The organism is Streptomyces sp. NPDC001634 (assembly GCF_040298185.1).
Taxonomy (GTDB): Bacteria; Actinomycetota; Actinomycetes; order Streptomycetales; family Streptomycetaceae; genus Streptomyces.
In genome coordinates, this window is the sequence record NZ_JBEOZU010000025.1 from 1 (window position 1) to 16,114 (window position 16,114).

General features: G+C 68.7%; 15 protein-coding genes and 3 pseudogenes. 12 read left to right on the forward strand and 6 right to left on the reverse strand.

Annotated elements, in window-relative coordinates; translation table 11 throughout:
- From ABT186_RS18525 to ABT186_RS18535, 3 genes and pseudogenes are all read left to right on the forward strand, one after another.
- Positions 1–363: transposase (locus ABT186_RS18525; protein WP_351925874.1), on the forward strand; the 363-nt coding region annotated here is incomplete at its 5' end.
- 567 nt (positions 364–930) lie between these two features.
- A pseudogene (locus tag ABT186_RS18530) lies at positions 931–1,082 on the forward strand (IS256 family transposase); the annotation flags it as partial.
- 85 nt (positions 1,083–1,167) lie between these two features.
- Complete coding sequence (locus ABT186_RS18535) at positions 1,168–2,148, forward strand: threonine ammonia-lyase (RefSeq protein WP_351925876.1); 981 nt, start codon at positions 1,168–1,170, stop codon at positions 2,146–2,148.
- Positions 2,149–2,351: 203 nt separating this feature from the next.
- Here the strand turns inward: ABT186_RS18535 and ABT186_RS18540 are convergent, their stop codons facing one another.
- Complete coding sequence (locus ABT186_RS18540) at positions 2,352–2,816, reverse strand: DUF6234 family protein (RefSeq protein ID WP_351227128.1); 465 nt, start codon at positions 2,814–2,816, stop codon at positions 2,352–2,354.
- Positions 2,817–3,019: 203 nt separating this feature from the next.
- Between ABT186_RS18540 and ABT186_RS18545 the strand changes: the two genes are divergently transcribed.
- The 5 genes from ABT186_RS18545 to ABT186_RS18565 all read left to right on the forward strand — a co-directional run bounded on the left by ABT186_RS18545 (position 3,020) and on the right by ABT186_RS18565 (position 8,368).
- Positions 3,020–3,571, forward strand: coding sequence for a YciI family protein (locus ABT186_RS18545; protein ID WP_351227130.1), 552 nt, complete (start codon positions 3,020–3,022; stop codon positions 3,569–3,571).
- Positions 3,572–3,793: 222 nt separating this feature from the next.
- Positions 3,794–4,435, forward strand: coding sequence for a methyltransferase family protein (locus ABT186_RS18550; protein WP_351925878.1), 642 nt, complete (start codon positions 3,794–3,796; stop codon positions 4,433–4,435).
- A gap of 507 nt (positions 4,436–4,942) precedes the next feature.
- Positions 4,943–6,415, forward strand: coding sequence for an MFS transporter (locus ABT186_RS18555; protein ID WP_351925880.1), 1,473 nt, complete (start codon positions 4,943–4,945; stop codon positions 6,413–6,415).
- Between the two features lie 841 nt (positions 6,416–7,256).
- Entirely contained in the window at positions 7,257–7,898 is a 642-nt protein-coding gene (locus ABT186_RS18560) for a hypothetical protein (RefSeq protein WP_351925882.1), read from the forward strand.
- Between the two features lie 236 nt (positions 7,899–8,134).
- A complete protein-coding gene (locus ABT186_RS18565) occupies positions 8,135–8,368 on the forward strand; it encodes a hypothetical protein (RefSeq protein WP_351227138.1) in 234 nt (77 codons plus the stop codon).
- 171 nt (positions 8,369–8,539) lie between these two features.
- Here ABT186_RS18565 and ABT186_RS18570 read toward each other — a convergent pair.
- Both ABT186_RS18570 and ABT186_RS18575 read right to left on the reverse strand, forming a co-directional pair.
- Positions 8,540–8,650: pseudogene (locus ABT186_RS18570) on the reverse strand (SAM-dependent methyltransferase); the annotation flags it as partial.
- A 145-nt stretch (positions 8,651–8,795) separates the two neighbouring features.
- The gene (locus ABT186_RS18575) at positions 8,796–9,314 is read right to left on the reverse strand and encodes an AMIN-like domain-containing (lipo)protein (protein ID WP_351925884.1); all 519 of its coding nucleotides are present in this window, start codon (positions 9,312–9,314) and stop codon (positions 8,796–8,798) included.
- Between the two features lie 339 nt (positions 9,315–9,653).
- Between ABT186_RS18575 and ABT186_RS18580 the strand changes: the two genes are divergently transcribed.
- Entirely contained in the window at positions 9,654–10,310 is a 657-nt protein-coding gene (locus ABT186_RS18580) for a DUF6518 family protein (protein ID WP_351925886.1), read from the forward strand.
- A gap of 142 nt (positions 10,311–10,452) precedes the next feature.
- Positions 10,453–11,232, forward strand: coding sequence for an SDR family NAD(P)-dependent oxidoreductase (locus ABT186_RS18585; RefSeq protein WP_351227143.1), 780 nt, complete (start codon positions 10,453–10,455; stop codon positions 11,230–11,232).
- A gap of 98 nt (positions 11,233–11,330) precedes the next feature.
- On the opposite strand, the gene ABT186_RS18590 is transcribed toward ABT186_RS18585, so the two are convergent.
- Complete coding sequence (locus ABT186_RS18590) at positions 11,331–12,701, reverse strand: vWA domain-containing protein (protein WP_351925888.1); 1,371 nt, start codon at positions 12,699–12,701, stop codon at positions 11,331–11,333.
- A complete protein-coding gene (locus ABT186_RS18595; RefSeq protein ID WP_351925979.1) occupies positions 12,698–13,555 on the reverse strand; it encodes an AAA family ATPase in 858 nt (285 codons plus the stop codon). The genes ABT186_RS18590 and ABT186_RS18595 overlap by 4 nt, the downstream gene beginning before the upstream one ends.
- Positions 13,556–14,100: 545 nt before the next feature.
- On the opposite strand from ABT186_RS18595, the pseudogene ABT186_RS18600 reads away from it, so the two are divergent.
- Positions 14,101–14,247 (forward strand): annotated as a pseudogene (locus tag ABT186_RS18600) (IS5/IS1182 family transposase); the annotation flags it as partial.
- 267 nt (positions 14,248–14,514) lie between these two features.
- Positions 14,515–14,862, forward strand: a complete 348-nt coding sequence (locus ABT186_RS18605) for a DUF1330 domain-containing protein (RefSeq protein ID WP_351227205.1) — start codon at positions 14,515–14,517, stop codon at positions 14,860–14,862.
- A gap of 548 nt (positions 14,863–15,410) precedes the next feature.
- On the opposite strand, the gene ABT186_RS18610 is transcribed toward ABT186_RS18605, so the two are convergent.
- On the reverse strand, positions 15,411–15,989 hold the full coding sequence (locus ABT186_RS18610) for an HD domain-containing protein (protein ID WP_351227207.1): 579 nt from the start codon (positions 15,987–15,989) through the stop codon (positions 15,411–15,413).
- Positions 15,990–16,114 lie beyond the last annotated feature (125 nt).

Here is a 16,114-nt window from a genome sequence, read left to right on the forward strand (position 1 = left end):
CGCAGCATGGGCGAGCGTGACTTCATCGCACTGATCGACGGCGTCCACCAGCTCGTCAAGGCGCCGATCGTGCTGGTGTGGGACCGGCTCAACACCCACGTCTCCCACGCCATGCGTGAGCTGATCGCCGAGCGTGAATGGCTGACGGTGTTCCTGCTGCCCGCGTACTCACCCGACCTCAATCCCGTCGAGGGCCTGTGGGCACACGTCAAACGCAGCCTGGCCAACCTCGCCGTCGTCGCCCTCGACCGCCTGGAAGCACTCGTCCGCAACCGGCTCAAACGCCTCCAGTACCGGGCCGACACCCTCGACGGCTTCATAGCGGGCACCGGCCTGACTCTCGACGAGCCAGCATCACCTTGACGAGCCGAAGTCAGTAACGAACTACCGGTAGCTGCTCCTTGCCGGGCAGGCTGGTGCGGCTGGCAGCCAGTGGCCTGGATGTGCTGTCCCGGTCACGATCGGCTGTTCGACGGCATCATGTGTCGGCCCGGGGGAGGCCGGTTCGTACCGCCCGCCTAGAGGCAAACTGAAGGCAACACCCCTGAACTTGACACATAAGCGGAACAGAGACATCGTCACAGACGATGCATCACATCTGTTGTCCCGAGCGGCGGTCAGGGACCATTCCTGAGCTGGTCGAACCTGCATCACAGGGGTGAAGCACGCTCGAGCCGCACCGGCGGTATAAGCGCCGGACAGGACGCCTCGATGAAGATCGCTGTCGTCGCAGCCGGCAGGCAGCGTCGGCTCACGAGCCGTCAACGAAGCCGTAGCCGGGGTCATGACCTCCTCGCCGTGTTCCGAAGCGGGCGGCCGGACACCCTGCCACCTGGAGGCGCCGGGCCTCATCGTTGCGCGTCATATGGCCGATGCGCCGGATCGCGGCCGGGCCAGTGTGGGCGCCGGGGTCGTGGCCGGGAACGCCCTCGTGGCGCCGGCTCGCGCACCGCCGCCCTCGCGATGGCTTTCAGCTCGTCGGGTCCGCGCAGCAGCGGTGGCGGGCCGTGAACGCACCGCACCTCGTCGCGCTCGTTCGCGCAGGAACCCGCCTCGAACGCGGTCAGCTTGTCGAGCGACCCGGGCTCAGCTCATCTGCCAGACCGGCACCGGTCGCCGGGCGTTCCCTCAAAGAGAACAGCACGGGCGGCGCTAGGCTGCTGTGTCATGCAGGAGACGCGCCTCGACACTGTTCGGATCCGGGCGGCTCGCCGGGTGATCGACCCGGTTTTTCTCGACACTCCGCTGTACCGCTGCGAGGCGCTGGAGCCCACCCTCGGGTGCACGGTGAGCATCAAACTCGAAACGGCGAACCCGGTCCGCAGCTTCAAGGCCCGCGGCACCGAGGTGGTCGCGAGCCTGCTCGCCAACAATGGCTCGCGAGCCGTGGTGTGCGCCAGCGCGGGCAACCTTGGCCAAGCCCTCGCTTGGTCCGGTCGCGGCCGGGGGCTCGACGTCACCGTCGTGGCATCCCGCTTCGCGACTGCGGCCAAGCTTGATCGCATCCGCGCGCTGGACGCCAGGTTGGAACTGGTGGACGGCGACCACGAGCTGGCTCGCGAGCGGGCGACGGCCATCGCGCGCTACGACGGCATCCGGTTGCTCGAAGACAGCCTGGACATCGAGACCTGCGAGGGCGCGGCGACCATCGGCCTGGAACTGGCGGACACCGTGCCGTCGTTCGACGCCGTCCTGATTGCTCTCGGCGGCGGAGCGCTGGCCACCGGTGTGGGTCATGTGGTGAAGGCCTGGGCGCCCGAGGTCGAGGTGATCTGTGTCCAGCCGCTGGGCGCACCGGCGATGACACACTCGTGGCGCCAACGGCGCGTCGTCACCACCGACTCGACCAACACCATCGCTGACGGCGTCGCCGGCCGGCGTCCCATCCCGGCCGTCCTGGACGACCTTCTCCTGGTCGCTGACGACGCCGTCCTGGTCCAGGAGGCGTCGATCATCGCCGGTATGCGGATGCTCCTCGACCACGCCGGCCTCGTCGTCGAACCGTCGGCCGCGCTCGGCATCGCGGCGGTCCTCGAAGACCCCGACCGCTTCGCCGGCCGACACGTAGTGACCATCGTGTGCGGCAGCAACGTCGACGTAGACGCCTACCACCGCTGGGTCGGCACGGCACCCATCCACAGGCCTTGACCATTACTCGGCTACCACCAGGCGGGGAAGGTCACCACAGCGGCCCGCTCGTCGCACGTGAGGAGCCGGCAGCATGAGCGGCGGCGTCCGAGCGTGCTGCCTGAGTCACACTGAGCCGGAGAGGGCCACCGCCGGAGTCTCCCGAGGCGAATGTGAAGGTGCCCGCGAGCAACTCAGTATCCGGGTGGACGGGCTTGAGCGACTCAGTTGCACCTCCCGCTGCCGCTGTAGCAGGGCGAGTACCCAACGCTCGGGGTAGGCGCAGGGCCCGGGTGAGTGCGGTCGTAGTCGTGCTGCGAGAGCACCAGCAGCACAGCCAGCGTTCCGGCAGCGAGGACTTGTGACAGCACTGTCCACGGTGCGCGGGCCAGGGCCGCGAGCCCGGCGAGGACGAGCGTGGCGAGGAGGAAGTGTTCTGTCCAGGCGATACTCGCGAGCAGCGACGCGTCGATCTCCGCTTGCGCCCCTTGCGCAGCCCAGATCTGCATGCCGTAGCCGAAACTCTTCCACATGGATACGGCGGCCTCGACGACGAACAGCACCAGGCCAGTGGCTACGTCCGGGGCAAGAGGCGTCCGCCTTGACCAGGGCCATCTGCGCCGGAGCGGAGGTTTGGGGGGTGCGTACATCATGGCCACACGTTCCCGGGCCGGTCGAACGGTGCGCATGAGTACGCGCACTCAGTGCGTGTACTCATCTCTGAACCCATGGCTGACCAGTGCCGGCGCTGGGACTTGGCAGCTCAGGGGCTGTGACGGCGCTTTCGTCCATGTTGAGATGCTGCCTTCACCCAGACGCTTGAGCTCCCGCGCTGGGCCACCTTTTGATTTTGAGTTGCGACCGCGTGGCATGTTGGGGACAGTCTGCGGGCATGGAGTTCTTCTGCTTTCACCGTGATCGGCCCGGCTCCATGGCGTTACGCGACGAGCTGCTGGAAGAGCACTGGTCCTACATGGACCGGTACGCGACGGAGATGATCGCTCGCGGCCCGACCTTCGCCGACGACGGCGATGCGCCCACCGGCAGCGTCCACATCGTCGACCTGCCCGATCCCGCTGCCGCCCGCGCGTTCGCCTTCGATGAGCCCAACTACCAGGCCGGGGTGTACCGGGATGTGCTGCTGCGCCGGTGGCGCAACATGCTGGGGCGCACGATGTGGGATTTCCCCGGTGGCCGCACGGGTGGCAACCGGTACCTGGTGCTCGGCCTCGGCACGGGGCAGGCCGCCGACCTCACCGTGCCGCCCGACCGGGACGAGCTGATCGCGTACGGGCCGCTGCTGTCCGACGACGGCACCGCCTGGCTGGGTACCGCGGCGCTGGTCCGGGCCCCGGACCCGGACACGGCTCGCGCCGTCCTGACCCCGGACCGGTACGCCGACATCGAGGTCCACGACTGGGAGTTCGGTGGACGGCCGTCATGAAGCGGGGACGTGGCGCGCCGACGGCGCGTGGCGGCTGATCCAGGCGGGAGAGGGGCGCGTCAGCGACTTCCCCGCCCATACCGAAGGCTCGCCGGGGCGGGAGAGCATGATCCTCGCCGCCCTCGGCGCCGCCCGTTTTCGGGTCTCCATCTGTGGGTGGAGACCTCTCCATCAGCCCGTGGGTGGTGGTGATCCGCTTCGCACGCGGAGCAGTCTTGAGGCATGAGCTCTCTTCACTCGGCACTGGTTGTTCTCACCGGCGTGTGCGTCCTGATCTTTGTCGTGGCCTGGATCGTGGGCGCCGTCTACTTCGGTGTGAAGAGCCAGGCCGGTCTGCGCGGCTGGGCACGTGGACTGCGTCGGACACTGCCCCGCCGGGCGCTGCTGATCGCAGGCGCCTACGTGTTTTCCACACTGGTCAGCCACTCTCGGGACTTCTGGCGCCATCTCCAGTACTGGCAGCCTGAGCTCGCGCTCCTGGGTGGCTTGCTCGCCGTCGCCTCCACCGCCTTGCTGCTGTGGGCCCGGTGGGTTCTGGGCACGATGTGGGCCAGTGTTCCGATGCTTCAAGAGCACCACGAGCTGCGTACGGACGGTCCCTACCGGCTGGTCCGCCATCCCATTTACACAGGGTTGCTCGGCCTGATCGTCGGCGGCATGCTGGCCTGCGGCTTCGGCATCTGGATCGTCCTCCTGGCGGTAGCCATCCCTTGGCTGCTGCGGCGGGTTCGGATCGAGGACAGACTGATGGCCGGACAGTTCGGTGCTTCCTACGCTGCCTACCGCACCCGTGTCCCAGCGCTGATCCCGTGGACGCATCCCGCCCGGGTCGGCCCCCGTCATGCCGACAGCGAGCAGCAGTAGCCCAGGACTGCGCGAACCTGGCAGCCTCCGCTTCTTCGCGCGACAAGGACGAGAGTGGAGCCTGACCCCAGAGGAGATCGAATCAGCAGTGCCGCGCTGTTCGTTGGGTCTGCCCTCCTGATCGACCGGTTTCCCGGCGACGGGGGCGAACCTGCGCAGGCGTCATCACACAACACTTCGAGCTGAGGCCGTACTTCCTTCACGACACAGCGCTGCCAGACGCGCCACGCCCGCAGCAGTCGAGCGTTCTCATCTCTCTGCTGCCGCGTTCCAGCGGCGTCGACTATCCGCGCATAGTGATCAAAAACGCCCAGGGTCTTACGTCCGGGCCTTCTGAACGACCAGGGCCAGGGCGCGGCCGAACTGCCGTCGTATCGCACACGGCAGGTTCGGCCGTTTGAGTGCCTTGGCGGAGCCGAACGGCCCCGTCGTCCCGCGCCCGTAGAGGTTCCGTCCGGAAGGATGGCGTGCGGCCACCCCTGTTCCGCAGCTGCCGGTGAGGACGACGTGACCACCAAGACACCGCCCAGGAAGCACACCTACGACCGGGCGCGGCCCCTCGGCAAAGCGCTGGACGACGCCACCATGTCCCGTCTGCATGTCAGGTTCTGGCTGCTGGCCGGTCTTGGCATTCTGCTGGACGGGTTCGACTTCTTCATCATCGGCGTCGCCAACCCGCTCATCTCCGCGAACTTTTCAGTGAACGCCGTTGAGAAGGGCATGCTGTCGGCCGCTGCGATCGTGGGTTCGGTCTTCGGTGCCGCGCTTCTGGGACCACTGGGGGACCGGATCGGGCGTAGCAGGATCTTCCGGGTCGACCTGTGGCTGTTCGTCATCTTCTCGGTGCTGTGCGCGGCAGCGTGGGATGTCTGGTCCCTGATGGCCTTCCGGTTCGCGCTGGGAATCGCGGTGGGCCTGGACTACCCGATCGCCGCGAGTTACCTGGCGGAGATCCTGCCGTCCAAGAACCGAGGACGGTGGCTGGTCAGCGCCTTCAGTCTGCAGGCGGCCGGCATCGTGCTGGGGGCGGCAGCAGGGGTGGTGATCCTTGAGGTCCGGCCACAGGTGACCTCATGGCGGTTAATGCTTGGATTCGGGCTGGTACCGGCCCTGCTGATCATCTGGCTGCGCCGCCGTGTGCCCGAGAGTCCCCGCTGGCTCGCCCCGAACGGGCGGGAACAGCAGGCACGCGAGGTCGGCCGGGCCCTGGTCGGTGCTCCCGTCCAGGTGACCGCCGCGGACCGGGAGCGGCACGAGCCGCCGCAGGAAGGACTGCGGGCGTTCCTCCAGCCCCAGCTTTTCTCCCGCCAATGGCGCAGGCGCACGATCTTCACCGCGGCACCGTGGTTTCTGATGGACATCGCGACCTACGGGGTGGGGATCTTCACCCCTACCCTGCTGGCCTCGCTCGCACTGCGCGGCGCGAACACCACATTCATCGCCGACGACATCGTCTCCACCAAGGGCACCGCCCTGCTGGACGTCTTCCTGGTCGTCGGGTTCGCCCTGGCGATCACGCTGATCGACCGCGTCGGCCGGGTGCCCCTGCAACTGACCGGATTCGCGATGATGGCCATCTCCCTTTGCATTCTGGCAGTGAGCGGCCAGCTGCCCGGAGGGGCCGGCGCTCATATCGGTACGGTGCTCGTGGGGTTCGGACTGTTCAATACCTTCATGAACCTGGGGCCGAACGCGACGACGTTCGCTCTGCCGGCTGAGGTGTTTCCTTCGGAGATGCGCGCAGCGGGACACGGCTTCGCCGCCGGATGCGGCAAGCTGGGAGCAGCCCTGGGGACGTTCCTCTTCCCGGTGCTGCTGGCGGGAATCGGTGAAGCCGCATTGCTCTATGCCGTGGCCGCAGCCTGCGCAGGCGGATTCCTCATCACCCTGGCCTTCCGCGTCGAACCACGCGGCTGCTCCCTCGACGAACTCTCCGGCGTCCAGGCCACCCGCCTGGCGCCCCGCGTCACTCCTCCGTGACCGGGTACCGCGGAAACAGTGCGCCGGTCGGCGGGGCAACCGACGCGGTCGCCGGAAGGCGGCAGCCTTCACCCGACAGACCGGACCTGGACACGGCCGCCCCTCCACCCGCCACGCGCCGCCTGGCGTTGACTTCCTGAGGGATCGATGCCGGCCAAGGCGAAAGCGGCCCGGTGCGAGTGACGTACTTCAGGCGGCGGCCTGCAGGCGCCGAGCAAGGCGCAAAACATCTCGATCTCGACCGGCCATGAGAACCCGGCCCCTGATGAGCGGCCCGATCGCATCGAACGTCGCCGCGCCGCCCACCGGGAACTGCTCGCCGCGCCACCCACCGGGCACTGTTCGCCGCGCCACTCCTCCTGCCGCCCGCGGCACCGCCTGGTTTGCTGGCCGCGCTCGTGTCGGCCGCACACACCGCCGACGAGGTCCGCCACGTCACCTGCAGGAACGTCCTCGTCCTGCCTGTGCGGACACCCCCCACCAGTCCGCAGAGCTCCTCGACCGGCTGACGACGACCACCCCGCGCTCAGCGCCTGGCACCACCATCGAGACACCCACGAAGTTCCGGAGCAACTCCCCCACGAACTCACACCTGCCCAACCTCTGAGCCCGCCCGGGGCAGCATCACACGTCCCAACCCTGAAGCTCAGCTTGAGGAAAAGACATCACTCGAGAGGAACTACAGGCTTCCCTCGTCCGTACTATCCCTACACAGGGCCATTCGCAGCAGTTACCTCTTGTGTCGCTCGGACCAGCCCGAGGACATAGGCGCTTGGTTCTCCAAGGCCTGGGCCAAAGGTGGCGCACGCCCGACCAGGAAACCGGAGGAAAGGTCAACACCATGTCGGAGAGCACGACGGCTACTTCTGAACTGGCGTCGCAGTACACCGCCCAGGTGACCAGCGACCTCGAACGCAATATCAAGGAGCAGGAACGCATCGAGGCGGAGATCGCCGCGCTGCAGGAGCAGCTGGTCGCTCTGCAGCGTGACCACTCAGTGCTGGTCAACGTGCAACAGGCACTTGGTATGACCTCGGCACCGGATGAGCCCTCGGCCACGGCGGACAGCGCCACCGTGCCCGCTACCCCCAAGAAGACTTCTCGTGAGCCCGGCGCCGGGAAGCGGACACGTGCGAAGAAGGCCGCCGGCTCTCGGGGCGCCACGAACAGCAGGAAGTCGGCGGCCGAGAAGCCCACGGACAAGGCAGCAACCTCGAAGACGGCCCAGCCCACGCTGGTCGAACTCGTCCGTACCCACCTCACCGAACAGAGCGAACCGCGCTCCGCAGCCGAAGTCGCCACCGCACTCGGCCAGAACCACCCCGAGCGCGGCATCAAGACCACCGTCGTACGCACCACCCTCGAAGGACTCGTGGCCAAGAACCAGGCCCAGCGCACCAAGCAGGGCACCTCCGTCTACTACACCTCCCCCAACCCGGCCGAGCAGACGGCAACAGCTTTGGACGAGACGCAGCCGCAGTAAGCCGAACAAGACCGTTGGCCAGGGAGCACGCTGCCGCGACGGCGGCAGCCGGCCTCCGCACGCGTCAGCACGCTGTGGCCCAGTGACAACGGTCGACGGCGGACAGGAGCGCATTTGCCCGGGATGCGTCGCGCCCGATGTCGGCACTTGTTGCCTTGGGGATGTCACGCTGATGCGCGCTGGTCGCAACCGATGCTCGGCACACTCTCGTCCGGCACTCAACTCGGGGCAGGTGCATGACGATTCCCTCGCCGTCGCTACGAGAACAGCACGCGTACCGCAACGCGGGCGCCGACGCCCTCGTCATCATCGGCCAGGTCGAGGACGAGACGACCGCCAAGACGTACGCCATCGCACTGCCGCATGCAGCCGTCACGGTGTGCCGCCTGCATGCCAGCCGTATCACCCTGACCGAGCGCACCCAATCCCGTGGCCGGCGCGGCAGCCGGCCCGCCCGGGCGACCCGCTGAGAGCCGGCCCGCAGCAGACCTGCTCCGCATCGCCGCAGAGGCGGCCGCGACAGCCGCGGCCCTTGATCGGGCCGCACGTGGGACCTGTGCATCGCCACGGACGACCGCACGGTCGAGGAGTAGGCGGCGACAATCACCGCCGCCTGGCAGGCCCTCCGGCTGGACGCCCGAGCCCGCAGCCAACAGCGGTACCTCGACGACGAAGAACAGGAAGCTGACTTTGGTCGAAAGGTCATGGAAGTCGTCGGGGAACAGCTCACGGGCGGCCGGGTCGGGCTGCGGCCCCCGGCCGGGGTCGGAGAGGGCCGTACGGGTTGCGCATCGGCCGGCAGCCGGTCGGCCAGGATCTACGCCGAGCTGGGAGCCGACACACGGGCCGACGCGATGGCGGTCGCCAAGGAGCGACGACCGCCGTTACGCCCAGGGCTCACGTGCACCGGTTGCTGTGGGCGAAGTCCAGGACGAAGCGCTCGGGGCTGTGCAGCTTGAAGGCCTTGTAGGCGGGTTTGGTCTGGAAGGCGGTCCCGAAGGTGACCACCCCTTCGAAGTCTCCGGTCAGGGCGAGGCCCTTGAGCTTGGGCAACTGGATCTCGATCAGCCGGGGGCCCCGGTAGACCGACTTGCCCGCGTCGTTGTGGGCCGCCGCGGGAGAGAGCTTGATTTCCAGGAAGTACTTGGCTGGCAGTGGGACCTTCTTCCCGGAGGCGTCGTAGCGGAGTTCCTTGACGGGCTTCACGGTGACGGGCGGGATGGTCCCATGGATGTCGATGACGAGCCGGTCGAAGGTGCTGTGCCCGGCCCATCGGGCGTCGACGACGCGCGCGGTCGCGGGCGCCTTCTGGGAGACCTCCGACTGGGTGGCGGCGGAGGCGGGGATCGTGGCGCCGACGGCGGCGGTGAGAAGGACGCCCGCGGCAATGGCCGCACGGGACGGGTGGTGATGCATGACGCCCCCAGATGTTCCTGGTGAAGGGGACAGGTGTCTTCAGTATCAGGGACATTCCGGAGGTCCGAACGGTTGCGGCACCAGAACCCTGATTTCACACAATCCCGGAAGTACTACGCCGGCGTACTCGCGTCCGGTGCGAAGGCAACGCCGTGACCGGGGACGATGAGCACCGGCGACAGGGCGAGGATCGCGGCGCGCGAGGCGTGCAGTGCGGCGGGATCCGTGGCGTAGGGATCTTCGGCAGGGCCGTCCGCGCTCCACCACAGGTGGGTGAGGACGACCAGGCCCTCGTCCGTGTCGACAAGGGTGCTGATGTCCTCGGCGGTGTGACCGGGTGTGGCGGCGAGGCGGATCGAGGAGGAGATCTGGAAGCCGTCCGCCGGGCGCGGCGAGGGGGTCCAGGATCGGCGCGCGGTCGGCCACCATGCCCGGGGCCACGACGACGGTCTCGCCGTCGCGCAGCAGGCTCACGGTGCCGGCGGTGCGCGAGCCGACGTACCCCACGGTCAGGTGTGGTGCGTTCCGGCGTTCGTCGCAGGTGCGCTGGTCGCAGGGCGGTTGCCCGTACGGTCGTCCGCGCTCCCCGGCCTGTTCGCCACGATGGGTCTGGTCGTCGGCTACTACGGCTACGCGGAGTTCGGCCGCGACGGTATGGGCAGCCTGGTGGCGCCGTCACTGTGGCTGGTGATGGCGTTCCTCAGCGGTCCGCTGTTCGGTGTCGCGGGGGCGTGGTGGAAGCGGGGGCACAGCATGCACCGCCGCGTCATCGGGCTGGCCGCACTCGCGGGCGTGTTCGGGATGGAGGCCATCCTGGCGGCGTGGTCGCTGCACCACTCCTCGCAGGCGTGGGCCTGTGCGCTGCTCCTGGTCCTCGTACCGCTACTGATGGCCCGTCAACATCGAGAGCGCGCATCGACGTTGCTGACGGCGGTACTCTTCTCGCCTGTCGCGTACGCCGTGATCGAGCTGCCGCTGCAGCATGTGGCGGGGTGAGGTGCTGAGGCGGCGACCGGCCTCGGAGAACCACCCCCTCGGCACTCGGACTGGGAGCCACTCGGTGCAGTCAGCGGGAATCTGCTGGAGGGTGACGCCATCCGGGCGCTGTGGCCGGGGGTACGCCCTCTAGGGTGCAGCCATGACCTCACGGGCTTACCTCTCCGAACTGTTCTCCCTGGACGGGCTGGTCGCCGTGGTGACCGGCGGCAGTTCCGGTATCGGCCGCGCCATCACCGAGGCGCTGGCGCGGGCCGGGGCGAGCGTGGTGGTTGTCGCGCGCACGGAGGCGGAGCTGGCCGCGACCGTCGAAGGGCTGGCAGCCGACGGCTGCCGGGCGGACTGGGTCAGCGCCGACCTGAGCACCCGCGACGGCGTGCGCGCGGCGGCCGAGGCGGCGGCCAAGGTGTACGGGGAGCCCGACATCCTCGTCAACTCCGCCGGGATCAACCTGCGGCCGCCGATGGACGAGCTGGGCGAGGACGTGTGGGATACCACCATGGCGGTGAACCTGGAGGCGCCCTACCTGCTGGGCCAGCGGTTCGGTCCCGGCATGGCCGAACGAGGCTTCGGGCGGATCATCCACATCACCTCCCAGCAGGCGCACCGGGCGTTCGTGCACAGCGGCGCCTACGGCGTCTCCAAGGGGGCGTTGGAGTCGCTGGCCCGCTCCCAGGCCGAGGCGTGGTCGGCGTATGGCGTCACTTGTAACACCCTCGTGCCGGGTTTCGTCATGACGCCGCTCAACGCACGCCTGTCGTCCGATCCCGAGAAGGTGACGGCGCTCGCTGCGCGCACGATGGTGGGGCGCAATGGGCTGGCCGAGGACTTCGCCGGCGCCGCGGTGTTCCTGGCCGGCCGAGCCTCCGCCTACGTCACCGGACAATCGATCTTCGTCGACGGCGGGTTCTCCGTCCACTGAGGCCGCCACCGAAGAGTCCGGACGTCGATCAGGGCACTCGACAGAGGGGCTCTCGGCTCGTTGCCGTGCAGCGTTGGGGGCTCCTCGTGGGAGCGTGGTCAGACCGGCAGCAGGCGAGCGATCAGTGCGCTGAGCTGTCGGGCGTTGCGGCACTCGTGCATCTCGACGAGTTCGGCGTACGCGGACGCGGCGGAGTCGCCGGTGCCCCACTGGGAGCGCGGCTCGGGGTTCAACCAGTACACACGGCGGGCCCGTTCGGAGACGAGCCGTACCGCCGGCAGGTTCGGGTCGCTCATGTTCGTACGGGCGTCGCCGAGGACGAACACGGTTGTGCGGGACCCCACCGCGTCGGTGTACCGCTCGGCGAACTCGCCGAACGCCACACCATAGTCACTGCTGCCGTGCCAGCCCGTCAGCGTCGCCTCCGACCGGATACGGGCGCCCAGTCCCTCCGGATCGGCCGCGCCATGCACCAAGAGCCCGGTCACCTCGTCGATGCGGTTGACGAAGGCGAACACCCGCACCTTGCTGAACTGGTCGTGCAGCGCCTGCACCAACAGCATCGTGAAGTCCGAGAATCCCGACACCGAACCCGATACATCGCACAGCAGCACCAGTTCGGGCCGGACGGGGCGGCGTCGGCGCAGTACGGGCTGCATCGGCACTCCGCCCGTCGACAGTGACCCGCGCAGGGTCCGACGCAGGTCGATGGTGCCGCGGGCGGCACGGCGGCGGCGAGCGGCGAGCCGGGTGGCGAGCTTGCGCGCCAGCGGCTGAACCACCTTGCGCAGCTCGGTGAGCTGAGCACGTCCGGCGAACAGGAAGTCGACCCGGTCAGGGGTCGGGGAGATCGCCCGCCGGGCGATCTTGTCCCTGCCCCGCCGCTCGGCAACCCGTCGTCGCGCCTCCGCGGCGACCTGTGTGCGAAAGACCTCGATACGCCTGCGGATCTCGTCCTCCAGCAGCCGGTCGGCGAACCCCGACCCGCCGGCCTGCGCCCTCACGCTGTCGCGGACGCGTGCCAGCAGCGTCTGGGGGCGCAGCCGGTCGAGCGTCTGGTACGACGACCAGCCGTCCGACTCCGGCGAGGACCCGTATCCGCCGAAGCCGTTCACCGCCTCGATCGCCAACTGGGCCATCATCGCCTCGTCGTTGGCGGCGAGCGCCGTCGCGAGCCGGTCCCGCAGAGCCTCCCGGTCCACGGGCGCCTCTGTGTCCGGTGCCCCGAAACGACGCGGGAAGTACACATCGAAGACCGGATCGAACACCCGCCGCTGCGCCTCGCCGTGCAGCAGCGTGGCGGCCAGCCCCTCGCGCAGCCGCTCGCGGTCCGCAAGGCCGAGCGCCTCCATCGCCAGCGCGGCGTCCACGGTCTCTCCCGTGCCGATCCGTACACCGTGCGAGCGAAGCGCACCGACGAGACCCGTCAGCCGCTCCGCGACCCCCGCCTCCGTCGCCGGGGAGTTCACACGGCGTCCAGGTCGAGCTTGGCCGCCGCCTTGAGGACGTCGCCCTGGTGCTTGAGCAGAACGCCTAGGCTGTCGCGTACGACGGTCTCGTCGAGGGTCTCGGCCCCGAGCGCCAGCAGGGTGCGCGCCCAGTCGATGGTCTCGGCCACCGACGGGGCCTTTCGCAGATCCATCTCGCGCAGCGCTCCGACCACGCGTACCACGGACTCGGTCAACGCTTCGGCGAGGTCCGGCACCTTCAGCCGGACGATGCGCCGTTCCAACTCCTCATCGGGGAAACCGATATGGAGGAAGAGGCAGCGGCGGCGCAGCGCTTCCGACAGCTCACGGGTCGCGTTCGACGTGAGTACGACGAAGGGGCGGCTGGTCGCGGTGACCGTACCCAGTTCTGGGACGGTGATCTGGAAATCGCTGAGCACTTCGAGCAGCAGACCCTCCACCTCGACGTCGGCCTTGTCGGTCTCGTCGATCAGCAGCACCTTCGGGTCGTCGCCTCGGATGGCGGTCAGCAGCGGACGCGCCAGCAGGAACTCCTCACTGAAGATGTCCGTGCGCGTCTCGTCCCACGTCTCGTCACGGCCCGCGCTGATGCGCAGCAGTTGTTTGGCGTGGTTCCACTCGTACAACGCACGTGATTCGTCGACGCCTTCGTAGCACTGCAGCCGGACCAGTCGGGCCCCGGCGACCTGGGCGACGGCCTTGGCGAGCTCCGTCTTGCCGACTCCGGCGGGGCCCTCCACCAGGAGCGGCTTGCCGAGCCGGTCGGCCAGGAAGACCGTCGTGGCGACCGCGGGCGACGCCAGATACCCGGTCTCGGCGAGGCGCATGGAGACATCATCGACGGAGGAGAACAACACCCGGGCCTCCAGCTCAGCGCGGCGGAAATATGATGCGCGACTATCTAAGCGCTTGCTCACGCCTCCTGTCACGTGTGACGGAGCCCACGCGACGCCGGGTAGACCTCGGCGTGCGTCGCCGTTCCGCGGCGCGGTAGGCAGTTTGTGGGGCCGGCCTTGCCGGTCGGGTGGCGCAGGCGGCAGCGGACCTCGCGCATGGTTGGCGGTGGGGCGCCGAGCAGTGCGAGTTGGCGTGCGAGTCAGGTCGTCCGTGCTCCGTCGGGGTTTGGGCGGCGGCCTACGGGGGGTGGCCCGGTGAACTCGCCGCACAGGACGCCACGACGCGAGAGTTGTTGTGGCGCCAGGGCTCCGACAGCACCTTTGTCGGCGCGTCCAACACGCCCGCTGTAGCGTCATACCCCGAGGCACCACAGTCCTCGGCGACACCGCGTACGACCGTGTCAAGTCGGTCAGGGCCTGTCCGGCGGATCTTTCCTGCGCGCGCCGCCGGGCATCCTGCCGGGGCGCGGCTTGATGTGTGGAAGAGTCAGACGCCGTTGCGCGCGGACAAGGGCTACAGCAACCGCCGGACCCGCCGATACCTGCGCAAGCGCGGGATCCGGCACGTCATCCCGGAGAAGGCCGATCAGGCCGCCAACCGCGTCCGGCGCGACAGGGCCTGCGGTCGGCCGCCCGGTTTCGACAAGGACACGAGCCCGCCGGGACCGGTTACGCTCTGGTGGACCGCCCGCCCGGTGGGTATCAGATGCCGTCTCAGCAGCACATGTCGAGGGCATCGAGGCGACTCAATTTGCGGCACGCAGGAGAGTGCTCGGGCGCAGTCGACGTGCGGCGTTTGCCGACCAAGGTGGCACGTCCGCACTACGGCCCGGCGCTTACCTGCCAGGTCATCGACCCCGACTCATCCGCATGTCACGATCGTCGGCGTACGGAGCTCGACCGACCGGAAGGACGCCATGCCCGCCTACGCCATAGCTCACCTGCAGGAAGCCGCCCCGCACCCGGAGATCGCCGAGTACATCGAGCACATCACCGCCACCTTCGAGCCGTACGGCGGCCGCTTCCTCGTGCACGCCGCACAACACGAGGTAAAGGAGGGCAGCTGGCCCGGGCACGTCGTGGTGATCAGCTTCCCCGGGATCGCCGAGGCACGGGCCTGGTGGGACTCACCCGCATATCAGGAAATCGCACCCTTGCGCTCACGGCACATCGAGGGCGACATCATCCTGGTCCCAGGCGTCCCCGAGGACTACGACCCGGCTACCACCGCGAAGACGATGCGGGAGACCCTACCTGCCCAGTAGGCCTCGGCACCGGGCCGGTCCCCCGGCAGCGCACACAGTCGCTGCCCCGCACGGGCAGAGGAGCCAGAGTGCCTCTCGGGAACGGGGTGGGTGCCGGTGGGGTGTTCAGGCTGGCAGCTCGTTTCCTGCCTGGCAGGCAAGGTGGTTGAGGACACGCTGTAGCGGAGCGCGTCATCGACCCCTCCGACGCCATGGCGGTGAAGGCAGTGCCACTGGCAAGCGGTCCGGTGCCCGCACGGCAGGGAGCGGGCGAGTTGCGTGCACAGCCACTGTCAACACGCCCTGTACGAACGACCCTTGGGCTCCTGACGGGTCAAGTCCGGCTTTGGGCACCCTCGATCCCTCGGCAACCGAAGAGGCTGTTCGCGCTGGACATTCGCCGAGCAGGTCGGCGGCCTGACCGGACGGCGGCCGGACGATTGCCCAACTCCACCGTTGCCTACCCGCAGCCGGCCAGTCGGGGGGGTCCCTGCGTACGTCAGCCTGTCGTCCATGGCAGGACGACTCCCCCAGCTACCGGCAGCGGGCCGGCAGGTGGTTGGCGTCCCTCAGCTATCTACCGGGTATGACGCCTGGAAGGCCAGCCGCCGGTCCGCACCTTCGCCGATGGACCCGAGTAGGTCGTCGAACGCCAGGAACTCTTCCCAGGCTGCCCGGCCGCTCGCCTCGGCGAGTCGCGTGACCACGAGATTCTCCAGGTCGGGGACACGCTTGTTCTTCCAGATCTTGTCGGCCGTGCTCACCAGCAGGTCTTCGATCTCGATGTCCGGCCCGGTCCACGCCGCATGGGTCCCCGCGAAGCGGGCCAGCTCCGCGCTGATGCCCCTGGCCAGCAGCAGTCGCCGTCCGGCCTCTTCGTGCGCGGAACCGGGCCCGGTCAACTCCGCGACGTGCACTGTCTTTCCTATGTCATGTATGGCAGCTCCGAAGAGCACAGCTTCGCGATCGAAGTGCAGAGCTGGGTGTCGCTGCGCCATCCAGTCGACGACTCGGTACGCGACATCGTGGACGGCCCGCAAGTGGGCCGCCAGGCGCGGCGGGGCGTCAAGGGTCACCAGAAGCTCCGCCGCTTGAACCGGCAGTAGGCGCAGAGGTGGATCTGCGGTGTCGTGGAGGGCCTGTAACAGGAAGGTCTGGGGTGTCACGGTGCCAGGGTAGTGAGGCGCCTGGAATGGGGGCCGTTCGCCGGACGGCCGGCCCTTCGGACTGCCGTTCCTGTCGTGCTGCGGCAAGAGGTGGCGCTTCGAGCAGT